This is a genomic window from Terribacillus saccharophilus (assembly GCF_002272075.1).
Taxonomy (GTDB): Bacteria; Bacillota; Bacilli; order Bacillales; family Amphibacillaceae; genus Terribacillus; species Terribacillus saccharophilus_A.
On sequence record NZ_NPBJ01000018.1, the window covers coordinates 1 to 16,213 of the forward strand.

The 16,213-nt window shown below is 41.2% G+C and carries 17 protein-coding genes; all 17 read right to left on the reverse strand.

Translation table 11 applies throughout. The features are described 5' to 3' along the window. Positions 1 to 48: 48 nt before the first annotated feature. The 17 genes from CHH48_RS09560 to CHH48_RS09640 all read right to left on the reverse strand — a co-directional run bounded on the left by CHH48_RS09560 (position 49) and on the right by CHH48_RS09640 (position 16,207). A complete protein-coding gene (locus CHH48_RS09560; RefSeq protein ID WP_095218921.1) occupies positions 49 to 417 on the reverse strand; it encodes a lactoylglutathione lyase in 369 nt (122 codons plus the stop codon). A 27-nt stretch (positions 418 to 444) separates the two neighbouring features. Continuing rightward, on the reverse strand, positions 445 to 882 hold the full coding sequence (locus tag CHH48_RS09565) for a DinB family protein (RefSeq protein ID WP_095218922.1): 438 nt from the start codon (positions 880 to 882) through the stop codon (positions 445 to 447). 299 nt (positions 883 to 1,181) lie between these two features. Beyond that, on the reverse strand, positions 1,182 to 1,625 hold the full coding sequence (locus CHH48_RS09570; protein ID WP_095219002.1) for an SRPBCC family protein: 444 nt from the start codon (positions 1,623 to 1,625) through the stop codon (positions 1,182 to 1,184). 126 nt (positions 1,626 to 1,751) lie between these two features. After that, complete coding sequence (locus CHH48_RS09575; RefSeq protein ID WP_095218923.1) at positions 1,752 to 2,237, reverse strand: hypothetical protein; 486 nt, start codon at positions 2,235 to 2,237, stop codon at positions 1,752 to 1,754. Next, positions 2,218 to 3,048: a DUF3100 domain-containing protein gene (locus CHH48_RS09580; RefSeq protein ID WP_095218924.1), complete on the reverse strand. Its 831-nt coding sequence runs from the start codon at positions 3,046 to 3,048 to the stop codon at positions 2,218 to 2,220. Before CHH48_RS09580 ends, CHH48_RS09575 begins: the two co-directional genes overlap by 20 nt. Beyond that, complete coding sequence (locus CHH48_RS09585; protein ID WP_245840344.1) at positions 3,032 to 4,327, reverse strand: M20/M25/M40 family metallo-hydrolase; 1,296 nt, start codon at positions 4,325 to 4,327, stop codon at positions 3,032 to 3,034. Before CHH48_RS09585 ends, CHH48_RS09580 begins: the two co-directional genes overlap by 17 nt. 286 nt (positions 4,328 to 4,613) lie before the next feature. After that, on the reverse strand, positions 4,614 to 5,153 hold the full coding sequence (locus tag CHH48_RS09590) for a PadR family transcriptional regulator (protein WP_095218925.1): 540 nt from the start codon (positions 5,151 to 5,153) through the stop codon (positions 4,614 to 4,616). A gap of 42 nt (positions 5,154 to 5,195) precedes the next feature. Next, positions 5,196 to 6,377 (reverse strand): YhgE/Pip domain-containing protein, encoded by a 1,182-nt coding sequence (locus CHH48_RS09595; RefSeq protein ID WP_095218926.1) that lies wholly within the window; start codon positions 6,375 to 6,377, stop codon positions 5,196 to 5,198. A 242-nt stretch (positions 6,378 to 6,619) separates the two neighbouring features. After that, on the reverse strand, positions 6,620 to 8,092 hold the full coding sequence (locus CHH48_RS09600; protein WP_095218927.1) for a glycoside hydrolase family 32 protein: 1,473 nt from the start codon (positions 8,090 to 8,092) through the stop codon (positions 6,620 to 6,622). A 13-nt stretch (positions 8,093 to 8,105) separates the two neighbouring features. Continuing rightward, positions 8,106 to 9,332, reverse strand: coding sequence for an MFS transporter (locus CHH48_RS09605; RefSeq protein WP_095218928.1), 1,227 nt, complete (start codon positions 9,330 to 9,332; stop codon positions 8,106 to 8,108). A 129-nt stretch (positions 9,333 to 9,461) separates the two neighbouring features. Next, the gene (locus CHH48_RS09610; protein WP_095218929.1) at positions 9,462 to 10,442 is read right to left on the reverse strand and encodes a LacI family DNA-binding transcriptional regulator; all 981 of its coding nucleotides are present in this window, start codon (positions 10,440 to 10,442) and stop codon (positions 9,462 to 9,464) included. Between the two features lie 182 nt (positions 10,443 to 10,624). Next, positions 10,625 to 11,770 carry a family 43 glycosylhydrolase gene (locus CHH48_RS09615; RefSeq protein WP_095218930.1) on the reverse strand — a complete coding sequence of 382 codons (1,146 nt, stop codon included), beginning with the start codon at positions 11,768 to 11,770 and terminating at the stop codon, positions 10,625 to 10,627. 18 nt (positions 11,771 to 11,788) lie between these two features. After that, complete coding sequence (locus tag CHH48_RS09620; protein WP_095218931.1) at positions 11,789 to 12,574, reverse strand: HAD-IIA family hydrolase; 786 nt, start codon at positions 12,572 to 12,574, stop codon at positions 11,789 to 11,791. Between the two features lie 22 nt (positions 12,575 to 12,596). After that, positions 12,597 to 12,854, reverse strand: coding sequence for a DUF6171 family protein (locus CHH48_RS09625; RefSeq protein ID WP_095218932.1), 258 nt, complete (start codon positions 12,852 to 12,854; stop codon positions 12,597 to 12,599). Further along, positions 12,851 to 14,065 (reverse strand): sn-glycerol-1-phosphate dehydrogenase, encoded by a 1,215-nt coding sequence (locus CHH48_RS09630; protein ID WP_095218933.1) that lies wholly within the window; start codon positions 14,063 to 14,065, stop codon positions 12,851 to 12,853. Before CHH48_RS09630 ends, CHH48_RS09625 begins: the two co-directional genes overlap by 4 nt. After that, on the reverse strand, positions 14,065 to 15,555 hold the full coding sequence (locus CHH48_RS09635) for an alpha-N-arabinofuranosidase (RefSeq protein WP_095218934.1): 1,491 nt from the start codon (positions 15,553 to 15,555) through the stop codon (positions 14,065 to 14,067). The genes CHH48_RS09630 and CHH48_RS09635 overlap by 1 nt, the downstream gene beginning before the upstream one ends. Before the next feature lie 28 nt (positions 15,556 to 15,583). After that, a complete protein-coding gene (locus CHH48_RS09640) occupies positions 15,584 to 16,207 on the reverse strand; it encodes a YesL family protein (RefSeq protein ID WP_095218935.1) in 624 nt (207 codons plus the stop codon). Positions 16,208 to 16,213 lie beyond the last annotated feature (6 nt).

The following is a 16,213-nucleotide window of genomic DNA, read 5'->3' on the forward strand; positions in this document are numbered from 1 at the left end:
TTTTCTTACTAATATGTTGTTATAGTCCGTTCATTTTCTCAATGAAACTTATGACGTCACCCGTACATAATATCCATCAGGATCCACTATGCGAAAATCAAGTTTTCCCCATGGCTGAGAAGCAACTGCAGATTCAATACAGTCTGGATATATACGATTTATCTTGTTAAAAACCAATTCCACGTCGTTAACAGGGAGAATCAGTTCTACGCCCTTTCCTTTCTTGGATTCTGCCATAGCGGCAAAATAGTGATTACCACCTAGCACAGATTCGTCTGTCAGCAACAGTGAAGTGCCCTCTTCATTCTTAAAGACTGCTCTTTTCTCGTTATAATCCGCACAAGCTTTTCCAAACAAACAACGATAGAAAACAATAGATGCAGATAGCTTATGTACGAACAGTTCAGTATGAAACATACTAATCACCACCACATTTTTTTACAATTAGAACAATGGTCCCTTGAATCCATTCAACCTGGCAATAACTCCAATCTGACCAGCATGATACGCTTCATGAGAATAGACATGATGAAACAGCCAGCGTATCGTCGGTTCAGATGGAGGTTTCCACCCATCTGAGAAGTCAGGAACATCTACCAGCCTGTCCCAGTCGCTTGCTTGTAAAGATTGCAAAACTTGATCAGTTTCTTTTCTGATTTGGAGATACTGTTCTAACGGATTCAGATTACTTCCCGATAATCTGCTTTCTTCACTCAGCCCGATCTGAAATACCCAATAATCTTCCGTTTGAGCCATATGTTCGATTACCCAGGAAATAGTATTATGGTAAGCATTTGCATCCCATTGCTGCGGTGAGAGTTTATGCAAATAAGGAATGAGAATCTTTCTGACATCATTTCGATATGTAAATATGAAAATCATCTCCTTCCATAAAACTTATCAATTTATATAGAATATTCTATCAATCTAAATAATATTTGGAAAGAGAGAGGTACTGTTGGATTCTTTCGATGAACCACAGTCTTTTCCTACTGAACGGTTCACTGTCTTATCTGATCCTATCAGAAATAAGCTAGAGTTGCTGAAGTTTGCTAAGAAAAAAAGAAACATTTACTTAATATTAGGAAGAAGCCGATCTTTGTCGGCCTCCATCTTTAAAGGCAAAAATATACCAATCTTAAAAGGCTGCCGTAATTCCCGACAGCCTTACGTATAGTTCTTTAATGAATTAAGGAACCTCTCAAACTACTAACTCCATTTTCCAAATAACCCTTCAAACAAGTTAACGTATACACCCAGCCTTCTTTTTGTCCTAGCATCTTGCTTACTATATTAGGGTCGTCTGCCTTAAGACCTGATTCAACCACTTCAATGACTGAACTTGTATCATCCAACTCTTTCAGTGTAATGGTAACAACTGTTTTTTCATTGGATTCCTCTCCCCATGAAAAAACAATTTTCCTATCTTCTTCGACTTCCAGAACTTTTATAGTTACTTCTGCATTGTATTCATCATAATTCAATGTAACGGATGAGCCTGCTTTCCATACTTCGGAACTCGATGAAAACCAGAAGTTGCCTATCGTAACGGGATCAACTATAGCATCATATACCTCATTAGCTGGCTTATATATTTTCATTTTCGAAGTTACTTGGGTATCCATTAAAATCAACTCACCTTCGCATTTTATTTTTTCCATTATATCCTTCTAGGGGGACGCTGATAACATGCTAGAAGAACTCTAATCTCTTATTTCCAAGCATAATAAAAAGCTGGAGGTTACCCCAGCTCATTTATTGGCCAAAAATAGCCCTAACTCTGACAATAACGCACTACCGACATAAGTTCCGGTAAAGACAAACACTGCGACAATACCGACTTTCCAGGATGTCTTGCGCAAATCAACTAATCGGTCTACTACCGAGATTCCCGCAAAAGTTAAGATAGGTGTTGTAATAGCAAGAAAGTCCACATAACCAATTGCTTCTACAAAGAAATCGAAGAACATGCACAGAAAAAGGGATGTAACTGCAACCCAGCCAAGCATCGGGAATTCCTGCAGTATTTTTATTGGCGTTTTTTTCATCAAATCAGATAGCAGCACACCAATCATCGAGAATAGCCATAGAGTTAATAAACCCATGATTGTCATCCATTCGACTGGCGTAGATGCAGGATCCTTCAACAGCTTGATTTGCTGCGTAAATAGAATCAGAGCCATACTAAGCAGGATGACTAATCCATATTTAAAATATTTATTCAGCTGCACGGACATCCGCTGGCACCTCCGGTTGTTTTTTCGTTTTTGTCAGTTTGTTGTACAAGAAACGCTGCAATGGTACTGCAAGGAACACCATTGTGAAAGTTCCGAGGAAACTTGTAAGCAGCTGGCTTGCTGCGGCATAACCAAGGATGGTGCTCTCCATTTCCGGAACTCTCTCTATTAATGTGGCAGATGAAGCGGTCATCATGCTCGCAGAACCAACTCCGGATGCCATCGCCAATGCTTCTACACGGAAACCAATATCAAGCATAATCGGTGCAATCAAACTAAAGAAAATGGTACCGAAAAGCGTACCGATAATATAAAGAGACAGAACTCCCTGCCCTTCCTTTGATTCAAGTGTGTATTTCTCCGATATGTATGCAAGCTCCCCTTCTCGGCCAAGACCGAGCGTCGCTCCAATAGCTTCTCGCCGCAATCCGATAAGCAATGCCACTGGTAAACCAAATAACACAGTCCCGAGATTTCCAAGTTCCTGAGCAATGAATACCCATCCGACATTTAGGATTTCCCTCAGCTGCGGTGCAACATCAGCACCGTACCTTGCCATTAGCGGCAGCATGATGAAAATCAAATATTTGCTGGAGAATTGCACATTCGCTTTGCTGTATATTTTTTTCAAGAAACCTTTCCGAATGACTGGCAAGCCGAGAATCATCGTAATAAGAATTGCGAAAGCAAGCGGCAGCAGGGAAATAGAGAATGCCCCGAATGATAGAGATTGTGTCCCAATCATTTCTGCTGCGGTAATAACAATAAGTGCGAAGACAAGTAGAATTACATAATTACGCTTCAATTCCATGCTCCTCCTTTTGTTCTAAAATAGATTGAACTAACTGCACATACTCCTCATAGGACCTTTTGTACAGCTTGCTTCTATCAATCTTGCCATTCAGCTTGTCCAGCACCTGAAACAGGAATTTCGGAAAGATATCATAGATATATTCCGGATCGACGTCGATGAAATCATCACCATGAATCGTCCCTGTAAACCCACTATAGCCAATTTGGATACACGGCATCATATAGGACAAATCTCCAATATCGCCCGCTGCACTGATGCTGTTATCCTCCCAAATATCCTCAATCTGTTCCTCTTCTTCATAAGCTGCTTTCACAAACGACGATAAATAACGATCCTGTTGAAACGGTAAATAGCCCATTTGCGTATCAATTTCTACTTCACCCTGTAGCGCCAACGCACTGCCTTGTGCTGCAGCATCCAATCTTTTTGCGACAGTTTGCATATATGGTGTCGATAGCGTACGTAAATCAGTCCCTACTTTTATCTGATTCGGTATGACGTTCGTCGACATATCCGATTCCATTACAATTGGGTTTAGACGGACTTTTTCCTTCTCATCCAGCTGCTGCCGCCCAAGACTGATTGCGGTGTGGAACAACGTAGACATGTTATAGGCATTGACCGATGAAAATGGGTCGACCCCAGCATGTGTTGACTTTCCTTTAAAGGTGTAACGCTTATATAGGAATCCCGCCAAATCACAATCAATTTCAATAGTACGTTTCGAAAATTCCCCGCCCATCGCATGCACACAGATGCTCACATCAATATCATCAAACACACCAAGCTTCATCGCTTCCGGCTTTCCACCATAATGTGAGATGACTCCCTTCTGTATCAGCTCATCACGAAAAGCAAGATCTAAATATTCTTCTGCAGGAACGAAAATAAAACTGATTGTATAATCGAATTGTTCATATGCTTTTGATTCGACTAGCTGGCGATAAAGAGCTAGTGCGATGGCCACCTGCGTGTAATGTCCACAGTTATGAGCAGCTCCTGTTTCCGAGTCTGCCCGGAAATGCGACGGTGCATAGACGGCATCCAATTCAGCCAAAAAGGCAATATGTATAGGCTTTCCTTCACCAAGTGTTGTTCGCAAACCAGTTGTGCTGAATTTTTGAATAGTACATTCTGGATTATATTTCTTTAGATAATCAATGACTGCCTGTTTCGTATGTTCCTCTTTGTAGCCTAATTCAGGATTCTCATAAATAGATTCACCAAGCTTTTTAATTTCCTCGTAATGTGTACTGGACAGAAATCCCGCCTCCACTCACTAAATATTTTAATAATTATGATTAATTTAACTATTTATATCGTATTAAGTCAATAGTAAAAATGTAATTTACTAAGCAAAAACCGAACTATATAGTTAATTAACTAAATAAAATTCGTTTATGTTCGGTTTTTCTATTTTTAGAGAAGGTGAAACTCGGAGCTACTTATAATTTTATTCGTTTAATTTTCCAGCCTCTTGCGACTATTTGATTTCTTAATCCGTTCACAAAAAAAATACACCGCAGAAGCCCAGGGCTTCTGCGGTGTATTTCAAACAATATTTAAAAATCCCCTTGTTTAACTCGCTTGATTAACTCTTCCAACCAATGAATGGTATGTTCCGTTCTTGTTGTTACATAGCCACTCATAAAATCAATGAATTTTTCTTTATCTTCATCTTTTTGGACAAGCTTATCGAAGGTTTTGATTTGCTCCCAGCGATCTGTAATTCTTTCTAGCTTATCTTCTAGAATACTGACTACTTTATCACGCTCAACATATTTAATATTAGCTAAGCAAACGACCATGTCGCTTATCTTATCTGCATTCTTCATGACTTTATAGATCTTTTTCGGCAGCTCTTCGCGACCCTTTGCTGTAATCTGAAATACTTGCTTATCGGGGCGATGTTCTTCTTTTATGATTTCCACTGCTTCAATTAATCCTTGCTTAGCTAAGGAATCGAAGTGATAGTAAAGCTTGCTTTCTGTCAGCCCGCCAAGTTGATCTAATGGGATAGGCTCGGACAGCTGTTTTTTTAGTTTATAAGGATAATTATTATCCTCCATCAGTTTGCTGAGTATGAAAATTTGAATGGACATTCTCTGTGCTCCCTCAAGCAGAATGATCTTATTATATCAAATTTAAACTGTTACTTTAATAGCTTCAGCTTCTTCGCTGCTATTTCCGCCTTCTGCCGCCTTAGGCTTATGAACGAAAGCAACAATGATAATGTTAATGAGCATTGCAGCAGCACCTACCGCAACCATTGACCAGATAAAGGGACTTGGGCTTGTGCTTCCGAACAAATTAGCAAAGTATGCTTGAACAGAGTAATACATTGGAGAGATATGACTCATCCATTCATATGGAGCATACATCATATCACGAGACATCGTAGCACCATTTGCTAGTGTTTGCATCAACAGAATTGGCAAGTTTAGAATCATACCAGCTTGACCAAGCAAGAAGATGAAGATTGCTGTGAAGTTGAAGCACACCATATAGTTCAAGATTTGCTGACCTAACATACCAAAGTACAAATCACCGCTTGGATCATTTACTAGGTAGACGATTCCTGTCGCAACCAAACCAGCAAATACTGCTATTAACAATGCAGTCAATTGGACATATAGGAATAGACGAGTTCTGCTTGCCTTTCCTTGGCTTTCTTTGAATGCACCTACTAATTGCATTGCACCAATCATGGCTCCGACATAACCAGCCATTGTTAAGAACATAGGCAGCATGTTGTTGTTCATGCCATCTGGCATTTCGTTGATGGTTACAACGTTACCTTGATAAGCTGTTTCAATTTGATTGCTTAATGCTGCAGCTTGATCTTTCGGTACGTTGAAGTTCATCAATACACCTTCAGCAGTCTGCTGCGAGAACTGGGCACTCAATTGGTTGTTAATTTGCCCAACCACTGAGCTCATTGTAGAAGAGACAGTCGTTGCACCTGCTTCATTAATCGTAAAGTCGATACTAGAGGAAGCTTCTCCGCTTTGTATATTTTCGGAGAAATTCTCCGGGATATGCACAACTAAAGCCAGATCATTTTTATCCAAAGCATCTAATGCTTGTTCATTCGTCAAATCAGTTTCGATATCTTTAAAAGGCAGCTTTTCTGTCAGCTGATCTGCAATTGTAGCACCAACTTCTCCAGCATCATCATTTATGATGGCAACTTTTAGTTGATCCACGTTTCCTGGTATTGCTGAATAACCGGGCAAGAATATCCCGAGCATAAAGATGGCATATAGAATCCCCATGAAAATAGCTCCGATAGCCCCTTTAGATTTTAAGAACTGTGTATATTTCATATTTGCATCCTTCCTTAAGTAAGAGAGTAATTTATTTTATTTAAAGTACTCAAATTAGAGTACTTTTGTTAGAGTAATTAACATTCTATTTCACTTTCTCTCTAAAGTCAATTGGAATTTGCTCTTGTTCAGGTTGTTATTGGTGAAATACTACCTCCTTCACATAAATGTCACATGAATCACTTTTTAAAAACCACAAATAAAAAAGTGCACTCGTTTTTTAACGAATACACTTTCTAAAATCAATTCCATATATCTTTTAGTTTCCACAGATTAAAATCATTTATCTTAGCAGTGCCATTTTCAGCAAACACTTCCACACCAAGCATTTCATTTTCCGGATAAATGCGACTCGTCATGGTCGCCTGACCTTCATTTATAAAAACCTCAATAGATGATCGATCAACAAACACTCTTAACGATAGGACTTCATCTGTATAAAGTTGTGTACGTCTAATTCCATCATCACGTTTACCTGACCGGGAACAGTCAAGCGTAAATATCCCTGTACTCTTTTCAAATGATAATACAGTTTGTTCATCTTTTTGCCCACGTATCTTAATTCCTGCTGTCTCTGCATTTGTGTTTTTTAAATCAAGTTCTATTTGGAACTCAATTAATTTTTCTTCTGTTTCTATTAAATGACTTTCACCAATTATCTTATCTTTAAAGGCTTCCGTTTTTGATTCCCTCAAAAGATCCATCTCATCCGGTGGATTCATGTGAATTTTGTTATCTTCTGTTAAAGTAAGTACCCTTGGCATTGTTAGTGCTCCACACCACCCGTCTTCCTTAGTTGGCATAAGGGATTCCCACATATCCATCCAGCCGATTGCAATACGTCTTCCCTGCGCATCTAGAAAAGTCTGCACTGCATAAAAATCATGACCATTGTCCAACTCTGTAAATGTTCCATGATTATAAGTATTTCCTTCGTAATCATAATCTCCGATAAAGTAACCAGTCTGAAATAGATTACGATACTTGTTTCCATCTGCTTTCATTCCCTGTGGCGAAACTAACAATACTTGTTTTCCATTCAGCTCAAAAAAGTCAGGACATTCCCACATATATCCGTGGGTTCCGTCACTCTCCGCAACCACACCTACATACTCCCAATCGCATAAGTCAGAGGATTTATAGAGAATTACTCTGCCTATTTCTTCTTTAGTGGCATTTCCGATTATCATATACCACGAATCTCCATGTCTCCATACTTTTGGATCTCGAAAGTGATGACCACTATCCTGCGGTGGAATAGCTACAACTGGATTTAAATTCGATTTCTTAAACGTTATTCCGTCTTCGCTAGTTGCGATATTTTGATTCTGATAAAAGATATCCTTTTCCTTATCTATATAATGGTGTCCTGTATAAATTAGAGTCAATTCCCCATCATTATCGACTGCCGACCCTGAGAAACAGCCATCACGATCACAATCATCACCAGGCACAAGCGCTATCGGTAAGTGCTCCCAATGAACTAAATCTTTGCTCTTCACGTGGCCCCAATGCATCGGCCCCCAATTCTCATCATACGGATGATGCTGATAAAATACATGATATTCATTGTTGAAGTAAATCAGCCCATTAGGATCATTAATCCAATTCGCCGGAGCCATGATGTGATAGCCAAGCCGGAATCGTGTGTTCATATTCTCTTTAGCAGATTGCAGTGCAGCCTCAGCCTGCTGTTTCTTTTTCTGTGTTAACATCTTGTATTTCCTCCTAGATCACTTTTTCTATCATTTTTTTGTTTTTGGTTTTTGAATTTAAGAGTGTAAACATAGAAATTACAGTAAAACAAAGCACCAGTAGACCTATGATAATGTATGTCTGGCGAAAACCGATCGTATCGTATAGCTTTCCTGCTATCGGCGATAAAATAGAGGCACCAACTTGTGATGCAAACTGAAAACCTACAAGATATAATACAGAAGACAAACGAGTATCAAAGTTTGCAGCAAGATATTTAAAAATAGCAATCAACATAATCGGCAGCTCTAATGCATGAATTAATTTCATTACAGATATACCAATTGGCTCAAATGCCATCCCGGAACCAATAATTCGGAAAGCCATTAAGAATCCTGCTAAAACCAAACTATTTTTAGCTCCAAGTTTATTAACGACAAAAGGCGCAAGGAACATCATTCCAGCTTCCAAAAAGACTTGAAACGAGTTTAGATATCCAAAGACCTGATTTCCTGTGGCTTCTGTGGGAAATAAAGACGAATAATATACAGGAAATTGCTGATCATAAACGCTGTATACGCAAGTTACACCAATCACGTATAAAATAAAGAACCAAAAGTCTTTTAAAAGAAACAATTCTCCTACATCTTTTAAACTTACTGACTTCGCTCTCACGACTTCTTCATTGGTCATTTCTATCCTTATCGATAGGATGATACCTACCAAAACTACTGCTGAAACTGATGCGACCCAGAAGTTAATATTGGGATTAATATTGAAAAGCTGTCCAGCAAAGAATGTAGCTGCTGCCCATCCTAAAGAACCCCACATCCTCGACTTTCCGTATTCGAATCCGTACTTTCTGCTGATTTTTTCGATATACGTTTCAATTGCGCCTATGCCTGCGAGGAAAGCTACTCCTAGGTATAATCCTCCAATTATAGCTCCCAAGAATGCATTATATTGCAGCAATGGACCGTAGACATAAATATAAAAAGGTCCAGTAAAAACTAGTAATATACTGATAAAAAATAAGATGTTTTTCTTTAAACCAATCTTGTCAGAAATGTAACCATAAAGAGGTTGTATGCATAAGGCAAAGATAGCGTTTACAGAAAAGATCATGCCTGTCTCTGCCCCGCTTAAATTAATCTCTTGCCCTAACCAGATAGCAAACAAAGAATAACTGGCTGACCATGTGAAAAAGAAAAAGAAAAAGTATGCACTTAACTTCCAATAAAGTTTCTTTGATTTTTCCATTTCCTGCTCCTCCTTTAAGGACTTCAGTAAAAAGAAAACGTTTTCAAATTTAATATATGTCAACCGGTTTCATATGTCAACGGGTTGACATATGAAAATTAAAAAAACATTGCCTAAGGCAACGCATTTTTATGTAGTGGACCCTTCTATTAAACTGATTGGAAGTTTAGTTTCATGCAAAGGATCTGTAAATTCGCCCTCTATCTCCTTCAGCAAAATGTTAATTGCCTCTTTAGCAATCATCTCAATAGGCTGTCTGATTGTTGTAAGATCTGGTAAAACAGTTCGTACCGTTTCCGTACCATCATACCCAATAACTTTAATATCTTCAGGAATTTTCTTGCCGTATCGCTTTGCAGCAGTTATAAAAGATGCAGCAAATATGTCGTTTGTTGCAAATACTCCGTCCACTTCGGGGTGTTCGCTAAATATGTTTTCAATAATTTCTTGCTGACTCTGCACATTAAATACTTCCGGTATTTCATAAATGATTGGTGTTTTTCCTATTTTGTCTAGTGTATCTATGTACGCTTCTCTTCTAAGATAAGACTTCTCTATCTCTTTTACTCCGTCAATTAGTACAATATGTTCGCAACTCTTTCTAACTAAAAGTTCTGTTGCTAATTTTCCTCCTTCGTAATTATCTGAACTCACAACAGGGATCGTTTCAGACAAATACCGGTCTATCGATACGACAGCTAAATTTTGCTTCTGATAATTTAATATGCCTAAATTATGAGTACCAACAATAATTCCATCAACCTGATTGCGCATCAGCATATCTAGATATTTTTTTTCTTTATCTTTTTGGTTCAGACTATTACAAAGAAGCACTTTATAGCCTAAAGAAGCACAGATACTTTCCAAATGAAATGTAAGCTCTCCGAAGAATGGATTGCTTGTTGTTGGCATGATAATGCCAAGTAAATTCGAACGCTTCGTATACAATGATCGGGCAATATCATTAGGAAAATAATTCAGTTTGGCCATTGCATCTTGCACTTTCTCTTTCGTCTCATTACTTATGTATCCACGATCATTCAAGACTCGAGAAACTGTTGTAGGAGATACGCCTGCTAATCTTGCTACATCATCAATTTTGGGTTTCAATTGTCACCATCCTCTTTCACAATTCCTTTACAAATTATAATATCAGAATATATGAACTCCTGCCTTTATCAACCTTACTTATTACTACGTATCATTTAGTTCAATGTTTGTATTTATATTTACCTCCTCACAATTATTAGATACTTCAAAAAGTCCTTATACAACTGTATAAGGACTCCCATTTACTCAATTATTATTGTTGCTTTTACCTTGCTCATATCTTTAAGTCTATACCCTGGTTCACCGAAATACGGCATCCCATCCTTCCAGAAGAAACGCTGGATGCGAGCATGGCGGTTCGGGTCGTATAGTGGGTTTCCTTCAATTTCCTTATAAGATCTAGCATGATATACAAGCAAATCAAAGCCTTCCTCTGTCGCTGTAAAACTATTATGACCAGGTCCATAAAGACCGGTATTCTCCGAGCTTGTCAGCACAGGATCTGGCAGCTTTGTCCATGATGCAGGATCAAGCAGGTCAGCATTTTCATCTGCATATAGTAGACCCATTGCATAGCGATCATCCGTTGCACTAGCAGAGAATGTCAGGAATACTTTTCCGTGGCGATGCAGGAATGCCGGGCCTTCGTTAACGTCGAAACCGTCTGTTTCCCATGAATGTTCAGGTTTTGCCAGCAGTACTTGCTCACCTTTTATCTCCCAAGGATTTTTCATCTCGGCAATATAAAGATTGGAGATTGTATCATTCTCTGTTTTCTGAGCCCAGACCAGATATCGTCTACCTTGATGTTCGAACGTTGTGGCATCCAATGAGAAGCTTTGGAAATCTGTATTGATTGCTCCCTTTTCCGTCCACTCATCAGAAAACGGATCACCTGTACACTCCAGCACATATGGACGTATTGCCCACACATCCTCTTTTTCTCCGGCTGCAAAATGTATGTACCATTTCCCATCTATGTGGTGCAGCTCAGGTGCCCAGATATGTTCTGACAATATGCCTGATTCACGTGCCTCCCAAACCGTATGTTCCTTTGCCCCACGCAAACCTTCCAATGTCTTGGCGCGGCGCAGAACAATTCTGTCATACTTTGGATAAGAGCCTGTGAAATAGTAGAATCCATCCTCTGCTTTCAAAATATACGGATCAGCACGCTGCTCGATGAACGGTTCTGGGAAATCATCCGTTTCAATCTCTCCTTCAAATTCATATGTTCCAGCTTCACTGAGATCCGGCAGATTGGGCCAGCTTACGCGGTATGCTGCTTGCACGCCTTCGTCAATAAATACGTCGACTGTCTTCGGAAGCTCTACATGCTCTCCTTGCTTCACGCGAACTTCTATATGTTCGACATCAATTGTTTTCATCGTATCTCCTCCATATTCTTAAGTGAATGGAAGTTCCTTGATGGATGGCAGAATCAGATCTGGCTTGATACTAGAAATATCTGCCTGTTCTTTTGTTGTATTTCCTGTGAGCACTAATGCTGTCTTTAGGCCGAACATAGCACCCATAGCGATGTCGGAGGTCAGACTGTCTCCAACAATCATTGTCTTTTCTGGTTCACTGCCCGCTTGCTGCATTACCTTTTGATACATGAAATGTGATGGCTTGCCGACGATAATATCGGTTTTCTTGCCTGTTGACGCTTCTATTGCTCCAATCAATCCACCAACATCCAGCTGTAAACCATCTTTTCCCGGGAAAACAGGATCCTGATTGGTTGCAAGAATCCTAGCGCCATGGATGACAGCCCGAAAAGCCTGGTTCAGATCCTGATAGGTAACACCTGTGTGCAAGGAAATCACGAGCCAATCAGCATCTTCCGGTTCTTTAGCAAGTGTCAAACCAGCTTCAGTAAGCTCATCCCGTAAGCCTTCTTCCCCGAGCACCCATACAGGCAGTTTAGGATAATGGGTCTGCAGATAATCAGCTGCAAGGTAGGAGGATAAAATAATATCTTCCTTTTCCCACTGGATACCCTGCTCCCTAAAATATGATGCGATCTGATTTCGAGAATGTGTGCCTCGATTGCTCAGCCCAATCACTCGTTTACCCGCTTCCTGCAAGGTCCGGATCGTTTCAGCAGCCCCATCAACTAACGTAAAATCCTTCCATACCGTTCCGTCCAAATCGAATAGAATGCTATCTAATGCCTGATAGTAAGCCATAACTATCGCCTCCTTGCTTAGATTATACCTGCTGCCAGCGATTTCCGTCAGGATCTGGGCAGCGTTTATCCGGAAGGGAGGCTCGGAACGCAACAAAACAGCCGCAACGCGCACAAGTATGATCTGCTGAAAGCGATGGACAATTTGAACAGATTGCTAAACGAGCAGAAACTGTGCTTTTTTCAGCCAAAATAGGTTCCAATGCTAATTGATCTGCAACAAGTGCTGTCACTTCCTCCACTGTATAGCTTTTCTTTTGCAGACAAGTCCGGCAAGTCATCGAGTGCCGATCCGATCCTGCGGTGGGTAGCTGATCTGTTCTTTCTTAAATTGATTGATAAGAAGCAGACCAGTGCAGCGATCACGCAAATGATACGCTTCATTCAAGCTGTCCTGTACAAGCTCTGAACCTATCCCAATTTCCTCAGCAGAAGCAGGTGCTCCGACCTGGTACAAATAATATTGCAGTGCTTCCGGCGTCGGGAGCGCAGCAATCATCAAACTGATTTCTTCCCAATTCTCCACTAACCCTGAAGCATAAGCTCCTTTTGCTTCTGAAGGATCAAACTGCTCAATCCAGCTTTTGTATAATTCCGTAATGATGCTGCAAGCAACACCAACTTTAGCTCCATGAAGAAGCTGTCGTTTATCTGTTTCAAGCAAATGCATCTCCCAATAGTGGGACAAATGATGCTCTGCTCCTGAAGCAGGTCGGGAGAAATCCAACACCTGCATGACAAGACCAGATTCGATTAATGCTTCCATTAAAATTCGTATTCCCGCTTCATCCGCCTTGGCAATTTCCTCGACATGATCGACACAAGTGTCCAGCGAATGTCGTGTCATTTTGGCAGCCAATGCATTATAGGCTTCTCCTCCAACTCTTGCGGAGATTTCCCAATCAAGCAGTGAAGTGAACTTTCCTAAAATATCTCCGAAGCCAGCGGCTGTAAGTGGCTTAGGAGCTGCACATAACACATCCAAGTCGGCAAACACTGCCACCGGAGCAGCTGTCTGGATTGTCTGCTTCACTCCCCGCAGGATCAGTGGCGCTCCTTTGGAGGTGAAGCCATCGACTGATGCTGCTGTTGGAACTGACACGAATGGAATAGAAAGCTTCTGGCTGCAGAAACGTGTGATATCATGAATCGTTCCAGACCCTACTGCCAACAGGACATCTGTATCTACCGGTGTTTCAACAAGCACCTGTACAAGCGAAGCTTCATCGGCGTTCACTTGACCGTGATGATTCGCTAAAAGTTCAATCGTCTGAATCTGGATGTTCTCTCTTTCAAGCAGCGCTGCCAGTTTGTCCCCTGCGGCTGCTCTAGTCTGAGCATCCATAACAAGGACAGCTTTGTTCAAGCCCTTCTCCTTCAAGTAAGCTCCAATTGATGAGAGTGCTCCAGCTTCCACTTGCAAGCGCGGAAAAGTGTCCGAGCTTATCCCGTATTCATCTGCTAATGCCAGCATATCTGCTGATAACTGCATCAGGCACCCTCCTCGATTGTCAAAACCGTCACGCTCATAGCTGGTAAAGTAACTTGTAATCCGCCATCCTGCTCGGCGAAATTCGCAAACGGGACTACCTCCACGTCACTAGGCGCATCAAACGTATTGCGGGCATCTCTCTTGTCTGATGTGAGAATTTTGCCGCTTACAGTTCCGAGTGTTGCACCGCGAAGCTCTGTATCTACTGTAACCTCATTTGTGTGATCCAGATTACAGAAGCTAACATGAATCTTGCCGTCTTTTCCTCTGGATACAGAAGTACTGACAGTTGGATAAGCCAATTCACCATGCTTTATTTCATCTGATTCCAGATGAGACGAAAGACGTTCCGCATCTTGATGCACTTGATACAAATCAAATACATGATACGTCGGTGTCTTGATCATTTCCTGTCCTTCTGTCAGGATCATCGCCTGCAATACATTGACTGTTTGCGCAATATTCGCCATCTGAACTCGTTCGCTATGGTTATTGAAGATATTGAGTGAAGCACCTGCTACGAGAGCATCACGGATTGTATTTTGCTGATACAGGAAGCCTGGGTTAGTGCCAGGTTCCACATCGAACCAAGTTCCCCACTCATCAATGATCAGTCCAACGCGTTTCTCAGGATCGTATTTATCCATGATAGTGCCGTGCTTCTCAATCAATTCTTCGATATGAAGAGCACGCTTCAGCGTCAGATGCCATTCGTCTTCGGAAAAATCAGTAGCAGAGCCCTTACCAAGCCAGAAATCTCCCGGAATCGTGTAATAATGAAGGCTTAATCCGTCCATCATCGGTGCTGCTTCTTGCATGAGTACCTCTGTCCACTTGTAATCGTCGATATTTGCTCCGCCTGCAATCTTATACAGTTTGTTGTCGCCGTAATTGCGTACATACGTCTGATAGCGACGATAGAGATCTGCATAATATTCCGGCCGCATATTTCCACCGCAGCCCCAGTTCTCATTACCAACACCGAAATACGTCAGCTTCCACGGCTCCTGGCGACCGTTTTCCTGGCGCCAAGCCGTCATCGGTGATTCGCCATCGAATGTCATGTACTCGACCCACTCAGACATTTCCTGGACGGTGCCGCTGCCAACGTTTCCGCAAATGTATGGCTCTGCTCCGAGCAGCTCGCAAAGTGTGAAGAATTCATGTGTTCCGAAATGGTTGTTCTCCACAACTCCTCCCCAATGGGTATTAACCATGCGCTTGCGCTCTTCACGAGGGCCAACTCCATCTTTCCAGTGATATTCATCTGCAAAACAACCACCAGGCCAGCGTAGTACCGGGATGTTCAGCTTTTTGAGTGCCTCCAGTACATCGTTGCGGATGCCTTTTGTATTCGGTATGGAAGAATCCTCTCCGACCCAGATTCCTTCATATATCCCTCTGCCAAGATGCTCCGCGAAATGACCGTATATGTTTTTATTAATTTTCCCTTCTGTGACATCAGCTTGAATGATCAATTTTGTTGACATGCTTATCGCTCCAATCTATCAAAATAAACTAACTGGCTAACTGTTCTTCTTGTTTCATTGTGGAGAATACCTTCATACTCAGCCACATCCAGCCAAACGCACTGATACTGAAACAGAAGAACAGCAGCAGCACCGGCAAGCCGATACTATGATACAAAAGCGCGAACAGAAGTATACCGATCGATAGCGTCATATGGAATCTCGTCAGCCCAATGATGAACGCGCTCCTGATGACTTGGAACGTTCCTGCCTTATAATTCGCCAGCAGCGGAAAGCTCCAGAGCACAACCGTCATATAGCAGAAAATGAGTACATAGAAAAGGAAAGGCACCAGGAAGAATAACTGTCCATCCGCCTGTCTAATAAGCAGATAGTTTGTATACAGGATGAAACCTGCTGCTCCAAGGAGCCACCCTAACTTGTTTGCTGACCAGAACTCCTGTTTAAATGCTTTGCGGAATGCTTGGTGCACCTTTACTTCCTCTCCATTCAGAATCCGGCGAGAAACCTGCAATGCAGCTACCGTTGCCGGAGCAACTCCGGCAACGACCAGTCCTAAGAGGCTGTATAGCAGAAACAATGCATTCAAGTGTGCAAATCGGGTGATCCACAAGAGAGACTTATCGAGATTCTTCATCGCTTTCTTCAGCATGGTTTT

Coding starts and splice junctions, on each gene's coding strand:
- CHH48_RS09560 (WP_095218921.1), bottom strand. CDS start 417: ATGTTTCATACTGAACTGTTCGTACATAAGCTATCTGCATCTATTGTT.
- CHH48_RS09565 (WP_095218922.1), bottom strand. CDS start 882: ATGATTTTCATATTTACATATCGAAATGATGTCAGAAAGATTCTCATT.
- CHH48_RS09570 (WP_095219002.1), bottom strand. CDS start 1,625: ATGGATACCCAAGTAACTTCGAAAATGAAAATATATAAGCCAGCTAAT.
- CHH48_RS09575 (WP_095218923.1), bottom strand. CDS start 2,237: ATGTCCGTGCAGCTGAATAAATATTTTAAATATGGATTAGTCATCCTG.
- CHH48_RS09580 (WP_095218924.1), bottom strand. CDS start 3,048: ATGGAATTGAAGCGTAATTATGTAATTCTACTTGTCTTCGCACTTATT.
- CHH48_RS09590 (WP_095218925.1), bottom strand. CDS start 5,153: ATGTCCATTCAAATTTTCATACTCAGCAAACTGATGGAGGATAATAAT.
- CHH48_RS09595 (WP_095218926.1), bottom strand. CDS start 6,377: ATGAAATATACACAGTTCTTAAAATCTAAAGGGGCTATCGGAGCTATT.
- CHH48_RS09600 (WP_095218927.1), bottom strand. CDS start 8,092: ATGTTAACACAGAAAAAGAAACAGCAGGCTGAGGCTGCACTGCAATCT.
- CHH48_RS09605 (WP_095218928.1), bottom strand. CDS start 9,332: ATGGAAAAATCAAAGAAACTTTATTGGAAGTTAAGTGCATACTTTTTC.
- CHH48_RS09615 (WP_095218930.1), bottom strand. CDS start 11,770: ATGAAAACAATTGATGTCGAACATATAGAAGTTCGCGTGAAGCAAGGA.
- CHH48_RS09620 (WP_095218931.1), bottom strand. CDS start 12,574: ATGGCTTACTATCAGGCATTAGATAGCATTCTATTCGATTTGGACGGA.
- CHH48_RS09625 (WP_095218932.1), bottom strand. CDS start 12,854: ATGACTTGCCGGACTTGTCTGCAAAAGAAAAGCTATACAGTGGAGGAA.
- CHH48_RS09630 (WP_095218933.1), bottom strand. CDS start 14,065: ATGCAGTTATCAGCAGATATGCTGGCATTAGCAGATGAATACGGGATA.
- CHH48_RS09635 (WP_095218934.1), bottom strand. CDS start 15,555: ATGTCAACAAAATTGATCATTCAAGCTGATGTCACAGAAGGGAAAATT.
- CHH48_RS09640 (WP_095218935.1), bottom strand. CDS start 16,207: ATGCTGAAGAAAGCGATGAAGAATCTCGATAAGTCTCTCTTGTGGATC.